Origin of the sequence: Aeromonas bestiarum (assembly GCF_028751155.1) — a bacterium.
Classification (GTDB): Bacteria; Pseudomonadota; Gammaproteobacteria; order Enterobacterales; family Aeromonadaceae; genus Aeromonas; species Aeromonas bestiarum.
In genome coordinates this window covers 2136554-2151912 of sequence record NZ_CP064746.1, presented here as the reverse complement: position 1 = coordinate 2151912, position 15359 = coordinate 2136554, and the positions used below count along the sequence as shown (strand labels likewise).

11 protein-coding genes are annotated in these 15359 nt (G+C 60.7%); 6 read left to right on the top strand and 5 right to left on the bottom strand.

Annotation, left to right across the window (positions count from 1 at the left end):
* The first annotated feature begins 224 nt into the window (after positions 1-224).
* From IU367_RS09965 to ybcJ, 4 genes are all read left to right on the top strand, one after another.
* Positions 225-575 (top strand): phasin family protein, encoded by a 351-nt coding sequence (locus IU367_RS09965; RefSeq protein WP_274454197.1) that lies wholly within the window; start codon positions 225-227, stop codon positions 573-575.
* 92 nt (positions 576-667) lie between these two features.
* Positions 668-2452 (top strand): class I poly(R)-hydroxyalkanoic acid synthase, encoded by a 1785-nt coding sequence (locus IU367_RS09960; protein ID WP_274454196.1) that lies wholly within the window; start codon positions 668-670, stop codon positions 2450-2452.
* On the top strand, positions 2449-2853 hold the full coding sequence (locus tag IU367_RS09955; protein ID WP_274454195.1) for a MaoC family dehydratase: 405 nt from the start codon (positions 2449-2451) through the stop codon (positions 2851-2853). The genes IU367_RS09960 and IU367_RS09955 overlap by 4 nt, the downstream gene beginning before the upstream one ends.
* Positions 2854-3105: 252 nt before the next feature.
* On the top strand, positions 3106-3339 hold the full coding sequence (gene ybcJ / locus IU367_RS09950; RefSeq protein WP_043557754.1) for a ribosome-associated protein YbcJ: 234 nt from the start codon (positions 3106-3108) through the stop codon (positions 3337-3339).
* 150 nt (positions 3340-3489) lie between these two features.
* Here ybcJ and IU367_RS09940 read toward each other — a convergent pair whose 3' ends face one another.
* The 4 genes from IU367_RS09940 to IU367_RS09925 form a co-directional block, all read right to left on the bottom strand.
* Entirely contained in the window at positions 3490-3963 is a 474-nt protein-coding gene (locus IU367_RS09940) for a DUF4442 domain-containing protein (RefSeq protein WP_043557753.1), read from the bottom strand.
* A gap of 157 nt (positions 3964-4120) precedes the next feature.
* Entirely contained in the window at positions 4121-5872 is a 1752-nt protein-coding gene (locus IU367_RS09935) for an ABC transporter transmembrane domain-containing protein (protein WP_274454194.1), read from the bottom strand.
* Between the two features lie 91 nt (positions 5873-5963).
* On the bottom strand, positions 5964-7700 hold the full coding sequence (locus tag IU367_RS09930) for an ABC transporter transmembrane domain-containing protein (protein WP_274454193.1): 1737 nt from the start codon (positions 7698-7700) through the stop codon (positions 5964-5966).
* A 141-nt stretch (positions 7701-7841) separates the two neighbouring features.
* A complete protein-coding gene (locus tag IU367_RS09925) occupies positions 7842-10643 on the bottom strand; it encodes a response regulator (protein ID WP_043139119.1) in 2802 nt (933 codons plus the stop codon).
* Positions 10644-10798: 155 nt separating this feature from the next.
* Between IU367_RS09925 and trxC the strand changes: the two genes are divergently transcribed.
* Complete coding sequence (gene trxC / locus IU367_RS09920; protein WP_274454192.1) at positions 10799-11239, top strand: thioredoxin TrxC; 441 nt, start codon at positions 10799-10801, stop codon at positions 11237-11239.
* Between the two features lie 154 nt (positions 11240-11393).
* Positions 11394-12779 carry an SLC13 family permease gene (locus IU367_RS09915; RefSeq protein WP_043139114.1) on the top strand — a complete coding sequence of 462 codons (1386 nt, stop codon included), beginning with the start codon at positions 11394-11396 and terminating at the stop codon, positions 12777-12779.
* 65 nt (positions 12780-12844) lie between these two features.
* Here the strand turns inward: IU367_RS09915 and IU367_RS09910 are convergent, their stop codons facing one another.
* Complete coding sequence (locus IU367_RS09910) at positions 12845-15322, bottom strand: glycogen/starch/alpha-glucan phosphorylase (protein WP_043139112.1); 2478 nt, start codon at positions 15320-15322, stop codon at positions 12845-12847.
* Positions 15323-15359 lie beyond the last annotated feature (37 nt).

Sequence of the window (15359 nt, the reverse complement as noted above, 5' to 3'; positions counted from 1 at the left end):
CTGAATTCATTCGCACAAACTGGACAGACCAGAATCAAACTTTAAGCAAAAATTAACATTTATATTATTTACATCAAGCCTCATTTGGTAACACAATGCCTAAACGTGCGTTTGAACAGAGCAAACGACACGTAACGACTTAAGGATGTAGTCGAACGGATGTAACCGAAGAATGGGCCCATCGGCCTTTTGCAATACCCTTCTGCCAACCACGGAGACACGCGATGAATATGGACGTAATCAAGACCTTTACCGAGCAGATGCAAGGCTTTGCTGCCCCCCTCACCCGTTATAACCAGCTGCTGGCCAGCAACATCGAACAGCTGACCCGGTTGCAGCTGGCCTCCGCCAATGCCTATGCCGAACTGGGACTGAACCAGCTGCAGGCCGTGGGCAAGGTGCAGGATGCCCAGAGCCTGGCCGCCCTCGGTACAGTGCAACTGGAAACCGCCAGCCAGCTCTCCCGCCAGATGCTGGATGACATCCAGAAACTCAATGCCCTGGGTCTGCAGTTCAAGGAAGAGCTGGATGTCCTGACCGCGGATGGCATCAAAAAGAGCACGGGCAAGGCCTGATAACCCCTGGCTGCCCACTCGGGCAGCCACATCTCCCCACGACTCGACAGTACGGGCTTGTTCCCGGCACGGGCGTGGGTGAAGGAGAGAACATGAGCCAATCATCTTACGGCCCGCTGTTCGAGGCCCTGGCCCACTATAACGACAAGCTGATGGGCATGGCCAAGGCCCAGACCGAGCGCACCGCACAGGCTTTGTTGCAGACCAATCTGGACGATCTCGGCCAGGTGCTGGAGCAGAGCAGCCAACAACCCTGGCAGTTGATCCAGGCGCAGATGAACTGGTGGCAGGATCAGCTCAAGCTGATGCAGCACACCCTGCTCAAGAGCGCAGGCCAGGAGAGCGCCCCGGTGATCACCCCGGAGCGCGGCGATCGCCGCTTCAAGGCCGAGGCCTGGAGCGAGCAACCCATCTTTGACTATCTCAAGCAATCCTATCTGCTCACCGCCAAGCACCTGCTGGCCTCGGTGGACGCGCTCGAAGGCGTGCCCGAGAAGAGCCGGGATCGGCTGCGGTTCTTCACCCGCCAGTACATCAACGCCATGGCCCCCAGCAACTTCCTGGCCACCAACCCGGAGCTGCTCAAGCTGACCCTGGATTCCGACGGCCAGAATCTGGTGCGCGGCCTCGCGCTCCTTGCCGAGGATCTGGAGCGCAGCGCCGATCAGCTCAACATCCGGCTGACCGACGAGTCCGCCTTCGAACTGGGGCGGGATCTGGCGACGACCCCGGGCCGGGTGGTGCAACGCACCGAGCTCTACGAGCTGATCCAGTACAGCCCGACTACCGAGACGGTGGGCAAGACGCCGGTGCTGATCGTGCCCCCCTTCATCAACAAGTACTACATCATGGACATGCGGCCCCAGAACTCGCTGGTCGCCTGGCTGGTTGCCCAGGGGCAGACGGTGTTCATGATCTCCTGGCGCAACCCGGGAGTGGAGCAGGCCCAGATCGATCTCGACGACTACGTGGTGGATGGGGTCATCGCCGCCCTGGACGGCGTGGAGGCGGCCACCGGCGAGCGGGAGGTGCACGGCATCGGCTACTGCATCGGCGGCACCGCGCTCTCCTTGGCCATGGGGTGGTTGGCGGCCCGCCGTCAGAAGCAGCGGGTGCGCTCCGCCACCCTGTTCACCACCCTGCTGGACTTCTCCCAGGCCGGCGAGCTCGGGATCTTCATCCACGAGCCCATTATCGCCGCGCTGGAGGCCCAAAATGAGGCCAAGGGCATCATGGACGGGCGCCAGCTGGCCGTCTCCTTCAGCCTGCTGCGGGAAAACAGCCTCTACTGGAACTACTACATCGACAGCTACCTCAAGGGGCAGAGCCCGGTGGCCTTCGATCTGCTGCACTGGAACAGCGACAGCACCAACGTGGCGGGCAAGACCCACAACAGCCTGCTGCGCCGTCTTTATCTGGAGAATCAGCTGGTGAAGGGGGAACTCAAGATCCGCCACACCCGCATCGATCTTTCCAAGGTGAAGACCCCTGTGCTGCTGGTCTCGGCCATGGACGATCACATCGCCCTCTGGCAGGGCACCTGGCAGGGCATGAAGCTGTTCGGTGGCGAGCAGCGCTTCATTCTGGCCGAATCGGGTCACATCGCCGGCATCATCAACCCGCCAGCGGCCAACAAGTACGGCTTCTGGCACAGTGATGCGAGCAGTGACACGCCAGCGGCCTGGCTCGAGCAGGCCACCCATCAGAGCGGCTCCTGGTGGCCCGAGATGGCAGCCTTCATCCAGGCGCGAGAGGAAGAGGCCACGCCCGTGCCCGCCCGCATCCCGAGCGAGGGACTGGAGGCAGCCCCCGGCGGCTACGTCAAGGTGCGGCTCAACCCTGTCTTTGCCAAGACCCCGGAGGAGGAGCCCGCATGAGCACACTCCCCTTTGAGATTGGGCAAAAAGCCAGTCTGACCAAGCGGTTCGGCGCGGCCGAGGTCGAGGCTTTCGCCGGCTTGTCGGAGGATTTCAATCCCCTGCACCTGGATCCGGCCTTTGCCGCCACCACGCCGTTCGAGCGACCCATAGTGCACGGCATGTTGCTGGCCAGCCTCTTCTCGGGGCTGCTGGGCCAGCAGTTGCCCGGCAAGGGCGCCGTCTACCTGGGGCAGAGCCTCTCCTTCAAGCAGCCGGTGTTTGTGGGGGATGAGGTGACGGCAGAGGTGGAGATCATCGCCCTGCGCAGCGACAAGCCCATCATCACCCTGGCCACCCGCATAGTGACGGCGGCCGGGGCCCTCACCGTGACTGGCGAGGCTGTGGTGAAGGTTGGCTAAGCGCTGATCACCGACCCTCCTTCAGCCCGGCCCCGCCGGGCTGACTTTTATGGTGTAGCCTCATGTTCCACCGAGATGGCGGCTACGGTTGCTGGCCTTGAGCCCTGCCTGCACATCCAGAAAGAGGTCCAGACGCTCAGTTGCGACCACAATTGCCCGCAGACAGGCTTCCTTGCCCTTTCATTGACGGCCCGAACTGCCTAGAATAACCGCCCTGCTGTTTCAGCCATTCATCCATCTAGAGGATTTCCCATGGAGACGTTTCTGCTCGAAGGCCACCCCTTCGTTGCCTTGTGTGACCTTATCAAGCATCAGGGTTGGGCCGATTGTGGCGGCGCGGCCAAGGCGCTCGTCGCCGACGGTCTGGTGGAAGTGGACGGTCAGGTCGAGACCCGCAAGCGCTGCAAGATAGTGGCCGAGCAAGTGGTCAACTTCAACGGCATGAAGGTGGTGGTGAAAGAAGGCATCAGCCCCGAGATCCTCTGATCCCGACGCTCTAGCACGCAAGCGCTACCCAGCACAGTGGCCGAGCAAGTGGTCAACTTCAATGGCATGAAAGTCGTGGTGAAAGCGGGCGTGAGCCCGGAGATCCTCTGATCCCTGCTTGAATAAGGGCGCCGACGCGCCCTCTCGCATTCAGCTGGCCTTGATCGACAAGGTCAGCACGAAGCGCGCCATCGCCTCATCCCCGTTCAATGACGGGCAGGTGGCCACCACCTGGATGGGGCGATTGATGCGCTGACCGCTCGCCAGCGACTCGTCTATCATGGCGTCGATCTCCTCCCCCGCCGCGCAGTCAAATTGCACGTCCCCCTCGGGCCGCTTCAGAAATTCCCCTTGCACATCCTTGAAGGCGAAGTGCACCTTCTTGCCCCTCGTCCGTCCCTTTTCCATCACCAGCAGGCCGCCCACCAGATCGGCGCCGGTCGCCAATGCGCCAAAATACATGCTGCCCAGGTGGTTGCGGGTACGCCAGCCAAGGGGAATGCGAATGCGCAGCGCCTTGGCGTCCATCCGTTCGATGACGGGGGCACAAAAGCCGATGACGGGAATATAACGCCAGGCAAACAGCCGCAGCGCCAGATTGGCTTTGAAACGTTGCAAGTCCATATGCGAACTGATCCGATGAGTTGATGTAAACAGTATGTTGCCAGCATGGCCGCCATTCGACAAGGACGCTGATCACGCTTCTGCTGCTTGTCGGCCAACACAAAAAAGAGAGGGAACCCCAAGGCTCCCTCTTTCTTTTGTACAACGGCCCTCGCGATCAGGCCCGCTTCTCTTCCAGCCAGGCCCCCTGGCTCTGCATCTCGAACAGCTGGGCGTAGTGCCCTCCCTGCGCCATCAGCTCGCCATGAGTGCCCCGCTCATTCACCTGGCCACGGGAGAGCAGCAGGATCTCATCGGCATCGACTATGGTCGAGAGCCGGTGGGCAATGGCGATGGTGGTGCGACCACGACGGGCAGCCGAGAGCGCCTGGGAGAGCGCCAACTCGGTCTGGGAGTCCACGCTGGCGGTGGCCTCGTCCAGAATGAGGATGCGCGGATCCCCTACCAGAGCGCGGGCAAAGGAGAGCAGCTGGCGCTGACCGGCGGAGAGGTTCTTGCCCCCCTCCTCCATCAGGGTGTTCAGGCCATCCGGCAGGCTCAGCACGAAATCGGCCAGCTGTACCTCGGTCAGCGCCTGCCAGAGGCGCGCCTCGTCGATGCCGTCACGGCCGAGCCGCAGGTTTTCCGCCAAAGTCCCAACGAAGATAAAGGGATCCTGCTGCACCAGGCCTATGCTGCGCCGCACCGCCGAGAGCGACAGGCCCTCCATGGGGTGATCATCGAAACGAATGGTGCCCTGATCTAGCGGGTAGAAGCCCATCAGCAGGCTGATGATGGTGGACTTGCCACTGCCGGTGTGGCCCACCAGCGCCAGCATCTGGCCGGGGTGCACGGCAAAGCTCACCTCGCGCAGCACCTGTTGCTGGCCATCGTAGGAGAAGCTCACCTTGTCAAAGCTGACCCGCCCCTGCAAGGACTGGCTCTCGCCCTCCGTGCTCTCGCGGGGCTCGTCGAGCAGGGCAAATACCCGCTCCCCGGCCACCATGGCCTGTTGCAACTGGTTGAGCTGGTTGGTCATCTCGATCAGCGGCTCTATCATGCGCCCCAGATAGCTGATGAAGGCGTAGAGCACCCCCACCTGGATGGCACCACTCGCACTCAAGCCCTCGCGGGCAAACAGGGCGAGCAGGCCTATCAGCACCATCATGTAGAACAAGTCAATGAGGGGGCGCAGCAGAATGCCGTTGATCTTGAGGCTCTTGAGCCGCGCCGACCAGTGCTGCTGGTTCACCTCGGCAAAGGCGTTGGCGAAGTGGCGCTCCTGCACCATGGCCTGGATCACCGGCATCCCCTGCAGCGACTCGTTGAGACGGCTGTTGATCTCGGACAGCAGGCTGCGGGTCGCCCGCACCACGGGCACGCTCAGTTTCTGGTAGAGCCACATCACAGCCGCCACTGCCGGCAACAGGCAGGCGCACACCAGCATCAGCCGCAGATCCAGCAGCGCCATGGAGATGAGGATGCCGCACAGCAGCACCACCTTTTGCACCAGCAGGCCTATCACCTGCACGTAGAGGTTCATGATCGCCTCGGTGTCATTGGTGATGCGGGAGATGAGCGAGCCCGAGCGATGCTGGTCAAAGTAACGGGCCGGCAACCGGATGGCGGTGGCAAACACCTGCTCGCGCAAGCGCTGCACCACCGCCTGGGCAATGCGGTTGAAGCGCAGGGATTGCAGGTAGAAACCCGCCGCCGAGAGCACCTGCAGGCCGAGATACCCGGCCGCGATGGCGGCGATGGCGGGCCACACCAGCTGGCGCGGCGCCAGGTAGTCATCGATGAAGAGCTTGATGAGCAGGGGGCCCGCCACTTCGGCACCGGTCGCCAGCAGCAGGCAGATCCCGGCCTGGATCAGCCAGCGGGGGTAACGGGCACAATAAGCGAGCAGGCGTTTAATCGTTGGATTCACAGACTTGCCTCCAGTGCAGCGCTTTTGCTCCCTTCTCCCCTTGCGGGAGAAGGGTTGGGGATGAGGGGAACCACTCTTCTAATCATCACGCTCACAGGCTCTCCTCCACGTCTTGTTCCAGCCGCTGATAGCGAACCATGTCTGCGTACCAGCCGTTGTGAGCCATCAGGGCGCCGTGACGGCCCCGCTCGCTGACGCGACCCTGCTCCAGCACCAGGATCTCGTCGGCCTGCTCCACCGCCGTCATGCGGTGGCTGACCAGAATAAGCGTCCGTCTATGGGTCTTGAGGGCCTGCAGTATCTGCTGCTCGGTATGGGCATCCACCGCCGACAGGGCATCGTCCAGCACCAGGATAGGTCCCTCCAGCAGCAGGGCGCGGGCAATGGCGAGCCGCTGCTTCTGGCCGCCGGAGAGGGTCACCCCCTTCTCCCCCACTTCGGTCTCATAGCCCTTGGGGAAGCGGCTGATATCGTCATGCACACAGGCAATGCGCGCCACCTGCTCTATCTCCTCCGAACTGGCGTCTGGCCGGCCGAGGGCTATGTTGGCGGCTATGGTGGTGGAGAACAAAAACGGCTCCTGCGGCACATAGGCAAACTGGCCACGCAGCTCGCCAAGGGCCAGCTGCGCTATGGGCACGGCGCCCATGGTGAGCTCGCCGGCCGTGGGATTGGCGAGGCGCATCAGCAACTTGAGCAAGGAACTTTTGCCCGCCCCCGTGCGGCCCACTACCCCCAGCATGCCGCCGCTGTGCAGGGTGAAATCGATATTGCGCAGCAAGGTACGCTGCTCCAGCTGGTAGCTCACCCCCTTGGCCTGGAGCGGGAAGGCGGAGACAAACACCGCCGGCTCAGCCGGTTCTTCGATGTCGCTGCGCTCGGCCAGCAGGCTCTCGATGCGCGAGTAGGCGGCGCTGCCCCGCTCTATGATGTTGAACAGCCAGGCGATGGCAAACATGGGCCAGATGAGCTGGCCCAGATACATGGTGAAACTGGTGAGCTCCCCCAGGGTCAGCTCGCCACGCACCACCAGCACGCTGCCACCGGCAACGGCGAGAAAGTAGGAACAACCGATACAGAGATAGATGACGGGGTCGAACTTGGCATCGATGCGGGCCACCGCCATGTTGCACGCCCCCGCCTGCCGGGTCAGCTCGGCAAAGCCCTTGTCCTCCAGGGATTCAACCGCATAGGACTTGAGCACCCGCACGCCGGAGAGCGCCTCCTGGGTCTTGTTGTTGAGACGGGAGAAAGCCCCCTGCGCCGCCTTGAACTCCTTGTAGATCTGGGTGCCAAAACGGTTCATGAAGAACGCCATCACCGGCAGGGGCAGCAGGGAGAGCAGCGTCAGCTGCCAGGAGTACTGGCTGCACATGATGGAGAGCACCAGCACCCCGACTATGATGGAGTCCACCAGGGTCAACACCCCTTCCCCGGCCGTCATCTCCACCGCCTGGATGTCGTTGGTGGCGTGGGCCATCAGATCGCCGGTACGGTGACGCTGGTAAAAATCGGGGCTCATGCGGGTGAAGTGGCTGAACAGGCGATTGCGCAGCACATAGGCCAGCCGGTAAGAGGCGCCAAACAGCATGACCCGCCACACGTAGCGCAACAGATAGATGAGCAGACCCAGCACAAACAACCCCGCCAGATAGCCCATCAGGGTGTCGTTGTCGAGAGAGCCTTTGGCAATGCCATCCACCACCCAGCCCACCACCTTGGGCGGGATCACGGTCAACAGGGCCACCATCATCAGCAGCGAGATGGCGACCAGATAACGCCGCCACTGCTCCTTGAAAAACCAGCCCAGCCTTGAGAATACGCTCACGTAGATATCCTTTGTCGCGATCAGCCAGAAGCTGCCGCCCGTCACGGGGAAACGCAATGCAATCGCCCCCAGAAGGGGGCGATACGAGAGGGTCATGATAGCCTGAAGTGGCTGGCTTGAGAATAATTGCTATTTATCCCGTCACAATAAGCGATCATCTCGCTGTGCAAAGGGGCTGTATGGCGTTTCCTGCTGCTCGCCGGTCAGCAAGAAGTGGGACACCTCATCCCGAGTCAGACTGAATACACGCTGCAATTGCTCCAGATCCGGCTCGGTCAGCTCTTCATTCTGGCGCAGGCGCCACTCCAGATCACCCGCCATGATCTGCAGGCGGGAGGCTGAAATATTGGCCGACACCCCCTTCAGGGTATGCAGCAACCGGCAGGCGATGTCGGGCTGCTGGCGGCGCAGGGCGGAGCGGATCTCCCACAAGTCATCCTTGTGCTCGGACATGAACAGCTTGAACAGGATCTGCAGCGCCTCCTTGTCCTGCTCCAGCCGTTTGAGGGCATCCTCCAGATCCAGCACCCCCATCAGATCCGGCGGTTTCACCTCCAGCGGTACCCGGCATTCGCCGCTGGCACTCTTCACCCACTGCAGCAGGTTGTTGTAGAGATCCAGCTTGCTGACCGGCTTGGTGACATAGCCATTCATGCCGACCCCGAGACAACGCTCACGATCACCGGGCATGGCGCTGGCGGTGAGCGCTATGATGGGGACGTCGTGCTTGTCCACCATCTTGCGGATCTGGCGGGTCGCATCCAGGCCGTCGAGCACCGGCATCTGCAAGTCCATCAGGATCACGTCGAATGGCTGCTCGGAGACCCGCTCGACCGCCTCGCGGCCGTTGCCGACCACGGTCACCACGGCATCCACCCGGCGCAGGTATTCGATAATGAGCTGCTGATTGACCCGGTTGTCCTCCGCCAGCAAGACCCTGACGCCTTGCAACAGCTCACGGAAGTGTTGCTGATCCCCCTGGGCTTCGGCCTGGCGGATCTGCTGATCGTGGGAGCTGCCATTGAGCAGCTCGTCCACCTTGGCCAGCAGGGCATTCTCCGTCATGGGTTTGGCCAGGAAGTGGGTCAGCCCCATGCTCTCCATGCGCCCGTGCAGCCCCTCCTTGGCCCAGGCGCTGGTCATCAGTATGGGCAGGCGCCGCCACTGGCTGTGCTGGTACATCTCGAGGGCCAGATCCAGGCCATCCTCCTGCCCCATACGCCAGTCCAGAATGGCCAGCCGTATGCTCTGGCCCTCCTCGCGCAGCACCTGACGAGCCCGGGAGAGGCTGTTGACCGCCACCACCCGGACACCGGCACGACCGAGAATGTCCTTGGCCAGATCCAGCACAAGTTCATTGTCATCCATCACCAGAATGAGCGGTTGATGCTCGAAGAAGACCCGACGACCGGACACCCCATAGACGGCCTTGGTCATGGGGATCTCGAACTGGAACACTGAGCCTGTGCCCGGTTTGCTCTGCACAGTGATCCGCCCCCCCATCAGCTCGACCAGACGCTGGGAGATGTTGAGACCAAGGCCGGACCCCCCGTATTTTCGGGTGTTGCCCGCCTCCAGCTGGGTGAAGGGCTGGAACAGCTGGGCCTGTTTCTCCTCGGCGATGCCGATCCCGGTATCCCGCACGCTGAAACGCACCCGCATGGGGTGCTGGTTGACCAGGGTGATGGCCACCTCCACCTCGCCCCGCTCGGTAAACTTGATGGCGTTGTTGACCAGATTGACCAGCACCTGACCGAGTCGCAGCGGATCGCCGCGCAGGAAGTCGGGCACGGCCGGCGACTTGTTGATGATGACCTCGACCTGCTTGCGCTCGGCCAGATCGGCAAACATGCCGGCGAGCGAATCAATTTGCTCGCTCAGATCAAAGTCGATCTCTTCCAGGGTCAGCTTGCCGGATTCGACCTTGGTCAGATCCAGAATGTCGTTGATAAGCAGCAGCAAGGTGTCTGACGAAGACTTGATCTTGCTGAGGTAATCCCGCTGCTGCTGGTCCAGTTCGGTCTGCAGCGCCAGCGAACTGAAGCCTATGATGGCGTTCATGGGGGTGCGGATCTCGTGGCTCATGTTGGCCAGAAAATCGCTTTTCGCCTGGGCCAGCAAGCCGGTCTGACGCGACAGCTCGCTCAGCTTCTGGTTGCGACGCCACAGGGTGACGGCCACCAGTGCGAAACAGAGCATGGCGCCTCCCAGCACGATCAGATAGAAACGGCTCTTGAGGGAGGAGGCCTGGTCCATCTTGCTCTGCTTCCAGACCGACAAGCCATCGAGCTCATGCATGTCGATGACCTGGTTGCGCAGCACGTGGTAGTCCACCACCTGGTGGCTGACGTCTTCGCTCAACTGGGCGAGACCGGCCACCTCGGGGTGTGACGGATAGGCCGTCTTGAGCCGTTGTTGCAGTTTTTGCAGCTGCTTCTGCTCGCCCTTGTCCCAACTGCGCTTGAGGTAGTGGCTGAGTTGCGCCAGCTCGGTCAGGTCGATGGCCAGGGGGGCATCGGCCGGCAGGGTCGCCAGCAAGGCATTGAGCTGTTTTTGAAACGGCTGCTCTATGTACTCGATGGCCATCTCCATGGAGTAGAGTTTGGCCAAGTCCAGCAGGTAGCTGTCGATGTCGTGCAGCAGGGATTGGGAGTGGGGATTCTCAGCGGCGTCGGGGTCATTGCGCACCTGGCGCACGAAGCTGTCGAGGTTGCTCGACAGCTGGTTGAGACGCTGCTGAACATTGCCATCATTGGCCTTCTCCCGCCCCAGCAGATAGACGGTATCCGTGTTGACCCGGTTGAGGATCAACTCCGCCGCCACGCTGAGTTCGGAGGCCTTCTGCTGCTGACTGAGCAGTTGCCAGCAATAACCGGAGAATGCCAGCAGCGATACGATGATCAGGCTCAGGACAACACGATTGACCCGTGTCACATTATTCATCCCGTCTCGATTCTCATGTCATGGCCGTGTATCCGCCGACAGAATGCCGAAACCGGATCACTGGCTGTGAAAGATAACTGACTGCTATGTTACCGTTACTCGGCCCTGTCAGTGCAATAAAGATGTTGCAGGGCTTATGCATACAGGAATCAATTATGTCATTTATCACTACCTATTGTAGTCATTGCTTCACCAGGAACCGCCTGCCTGACGAAAAATTGGATTCAAACGCGAAGTGTGGTCGCTGCAAGGCACCGCTGTTTGGCATCACGCCCGTCACGGGTCGCGAGCAACAGTTCGATACCCTGATCCAATCCGACCTTCCGGTCGTGGTCGACTTCTGGGCCAGCTGGTGCGGACCATGCATACAATTTTCACCCATTTTTCAACAAGTTGCCAGTGAGCTTGAACCAAATATTCGCTTTGTCAAAGTCGATACCGAGCAGCAGCAAGCCATCGCGGCCCGCTACGCCATCCGCAGCATCCCCACCCTGATGGTGTTCAAGCAGGGCAAAATGGTGGCGCAGCGCAGCGGCTCCCTGCCCAAGAGCCTGTTCAAGGAGTGGCTGGCCTCCTTCATTCCCCCCGTCAAATGATGCCTAGATGTTTAATTTGTGTTTATTTAATGTTTTTATTTGCCTTGACTCTGTGAGTCCCGGCATGCTTTGACGACTTCCCCCTGTTTCAAACAGGGGGATAAATGTAATCTCGGCAACACAACAACAACCATAAATTAACCGAGAGAACATTATGCACACATCTGCTGTACCCTCCGCTCCCTCATCTCGCTGGCTCGACATCAAATCCGGGATCGTCATCCTGGATGTACTGCTGCTCTGCGCCATGCTGGCCTGGCTGCCGTTTGATCCCATGGTCAACAAGGGGCTGGGCATTCTGGTCTTCATCGCCATTCTCTGGCTGACCGAAGCCCTGCACGTGACCATCACGGCCCTGCTGGTGCCCCTGCTGGCAACCGTGCTCGGGGTGTTTGACATGAGCAAGTCCCTCACCGACTTTGCCAACCCCATCCTGTTCCTGTTCTTCGGGGGCTTCGCCCTCGCGGCGGCCCTCTCCAAACAGGGGCTGGACACCCTGATGGCGGGCAAGGTGATGCACCTGGCCAACGGCCATCTGGGCTGGGGCGTCATACTGCTGTTCACCATCACGGCCGCCATGTCCATGTGGATCAGCAACACCGCCACCACCGCCATGATGCTGCCACTGGCCATCGGCATGCTGACGCGGCTCGACAGCCAGAAAGATCGCGCCACTTTCGTCTTCGTGCTGCTGGGGATTGCCTACAGCGCCAGCATTGGCGGCATAGGCACCCTGGTCGGCAGCCCGCCCAACGCCATCGCTGCCGCCCAGATGGGCATTGGCTTCACCGACTGGATGAAATTCGGCATCCCTGTGGTGCTGATCCTGATGCCCTGCGGCATTGCCCTCCTCTATCTGGTCACCCGCCCGCAGCTCAACCACAGGGTCGAGATCCAGGATGTCACCATCAACTGGACTCGTGAACGCAAGGTCACGCTGGCCATCTTCCTGACCACAGTGGTGCTCTGGATTGGCTCGCAGCCCATCTCCAACGCCTTCGGCGGCATACCTCAACTCGATACACTGATTGCCATGGGTGCCATCATCGCCATCGTGGTCAGCCGCGTCGCCAGTTGGGATGACGTCAACCAGAACACCGACTGGGGCGTGCTGATGCTGTTTGGCGGCGGCCTGACCCTGAGTGCCATCCTCAAGGCCACCGGTACCAGCGCCTTCCTGGCCAGCCACCTGTCGGCCGTGCTCTCCCATGCCGACATTTTCATCGTGTTGCTGATGCTGGCGGCCTTCGTGGTATTCCTGACCGAGCTGGTCTCCAATACCGCCACCGCCGCCCTGCTGATCCCGCTGTTTGCCGGGGTGGCCGAGGCGCTGGGCGTCTCCCCCATCGTCATGGCGGTGCTGATCGCCATCGGTGCCTCCTGCGCCTTCATGCTGCCGGTGGCCACCCCACCCAACGCCATCGTCTTCGCCAGCGGCCATATCCGTCAGCGTGAGATGATGCGGGCCGGGATGGCACTGAACGTCGTGTTCACCGTGCTGCTGGCCGGGCTTGCCTACTTTGTCGGCGACATTCTCTGATCCGCTGACTCGCCCCCAGCAAAAAGCCCTCGCAATGCGAGGGCTTTTTCATATCCAGAGGGGGATCAACCTGCGATGTTGCAGCTCTTGAGGTTCCAGATCCGATCCACGTAGTCCTGGATGGAGCGGTCGGAGTTGAACTTGCCCATGGTGGCCGAGTTGATGATGGCCTTCTTGGCCCAGAGCGCCGGATCCCGATACCAGGTATCGATCAGCTTGTGCGCTTCGGAGTAGGAGGCAAAATCGGCCAGGGTCAGGTAGGGATCGCCCCCTTCCAGCAAGGAGCGCTTGATGGAGGAGAGTTCGCCCGGACGACCCGGCGTGAAGTAGTCGGTATCGAACCAGTCCAGCACGGCCTTGAGCTCGGAGTTGGCATAGTAGAAGTCATACGGGTTGTAGCCGCGTCCCTTCAATGCCTTAACCTCGTCCACGTTCAGACCGAAGATGGCGCAGTTTTCGGCACCCGCCTCTTCCGCTATCTCTATGTTGGCCCCATCCAGCGTGCCTATGGTGATGGCGCCGTTCAGTGCCATCTTCATGTTGCCGGTACCGGAGGCTTCATAGCCGGCGGTGGAGATCTGCTCGGAGACATCGGCGGCCGGGATCAACTTCTCGGCCAGGCTGACGCGGTAGTTCGGCATGAACACCACCTTCAGCTTGCCCTGGATGCGGGCATCGTTGTTGACTCGCTCCGCCAGCTTGTTGATGGCGTAGATGATGTCTTTGGCCAGCTTGTAACCGGGCGCCGCCTTGGAGCCGAAGATGAACACGCGCGGGTGCATGTCATAGTCAGGGTTCGCCAGCAGGCGACGGTAGAGCGCCATGATGTGGATGAGGTTCAGCTGTTGGCGCTTGTACTCGTGCAGACGCTTGATCTGGACGTCAAAGATCGCCTCGGCGCTCACATCGATGCCGGTTTCGGCCTTGATGACCTTGACCAGTTTCTCCTTGTTATGACGCTTGATGGTCATGAACTGCTGCTGGAACGCCTTGTCATCGGCAAACTTGGTGACGGCGCGCAGCTTGTCTAGCTGCAGCGGCCACTCCTTGCCCACCACTTCGTTGTACAGCTCGGCCAGCTCGGGGTTGCAGGCCAGCAGCCAGCGACGGGGGGTCACGCCGTTGGTGACGTTGCACATCTTCTCTGGCCACAGCTCGGCATACTCGGGGAAGAGATCCTCTTTCACCAGCTTGGAGTGGATCTCGGCCACGCCGTTCACCTTGGAAGAGCCGACCACGCACAGGTTGCCCATGCGCACCTTGCGCACGTCCCCTTCTTCTATGATGGAGAGCTTGGCCTTGATGGCATCGTTGCCTGGCCACTTGGGTTCGACCAGCTCGCTCAGGAAGCGGGCGTTGATCTCGTAGATCACCTCGAGGTGACGAGGCAGCACCTTCTCGAACAGGCTGACGGACCACTTCTCCAGCGCTTCCGGCAGCAGGGTGTGGTTGGTGTAGGAGAAGACCCGATAGCAGATGGCCCAGGCGGCATCCCAGTTCAAGTCTTCTTCATCTACCAGCACCCGCATCAGCTCGGGGATGGCCACGGTCGGGTGGGTATCGTTGAGCTGAATGGCGATCTGGGCGGCAAAGTTGCTGAAATCCGAGCCATGCACCCGCTTGTAGCGACGCATGATGTCCTTGATGGAGCAGGCACAGAAGAAGTACTGCTGGATCAGGCGCAGCTCTTTACCTGCATCTGTCTCATCGTTCGGATAGAGCACCTTGGAGATGGTCTCGGCCTGGGCTTTCTCGGCCTGGGAGTCGATGTAACCACCGGCGTTGAACACGTCCCAGTCAAAAAACTCGGAGGCGCGGGATTCCCACAGGCGCAGTATGTTGACGGTATGGCCGCCAAAGCCGACAACCGGGATATCCCAAGGCACCCCTTTGATCTTGCGACCGGCGTGCCATACCTTCTTCAGGCCGCCATTGTCACCAAACACGGTTTCCACATAACCGTAGAGCGGTATCTCCTGCACGGATTCCGGACGGCAGATTTCCCAGGGGTTGCCATATTCGCGCCAGGAGTCCGGACGCTCTATCTGACGACCATCCTGGATCTCCTGACGGAACAGGCCGTGCTCGTAATGGATGCCGTAACCGACGGCCGGGTAGTTCAGGGTCGCCAGCGAATCGATGAAGCAGGCAGCCAGGCGGCCAAGGCCACCGTTGCCGAGCGCCATGTCCGGCTCTTGTTCACACAGGTCGGTCAGTTCCAGACCGAGTTCACCCAACGCCTCTTCACACACTTTGTACAAGGAGAGGTTGTGCAGGTTGTTGGAGGTCAAACGCCCCATCAGGAATTCAGCAGAGAGATAGTGAATCGCACGAGTATCTTTCTTGAAATGAGTCTGCTGAGTGCGGGTCAGGCGCTCGTACACCTGTTCGTTGACGGCGGCTGCGGTCGCTTTCCACCACGCTTCTGGCGAGGCTTTCTGTTCGCTTGTACCCAAGGTAGAACGCAGGTGACGCACGATACTCGCCTTGAGCTGATCTTTATCCAGTTGGAGATCCTGGTCTGTCTTCTTCTTGGTAGCCATAAACCATTTCCTTCGTTACAGAATAATAAAATTGTTA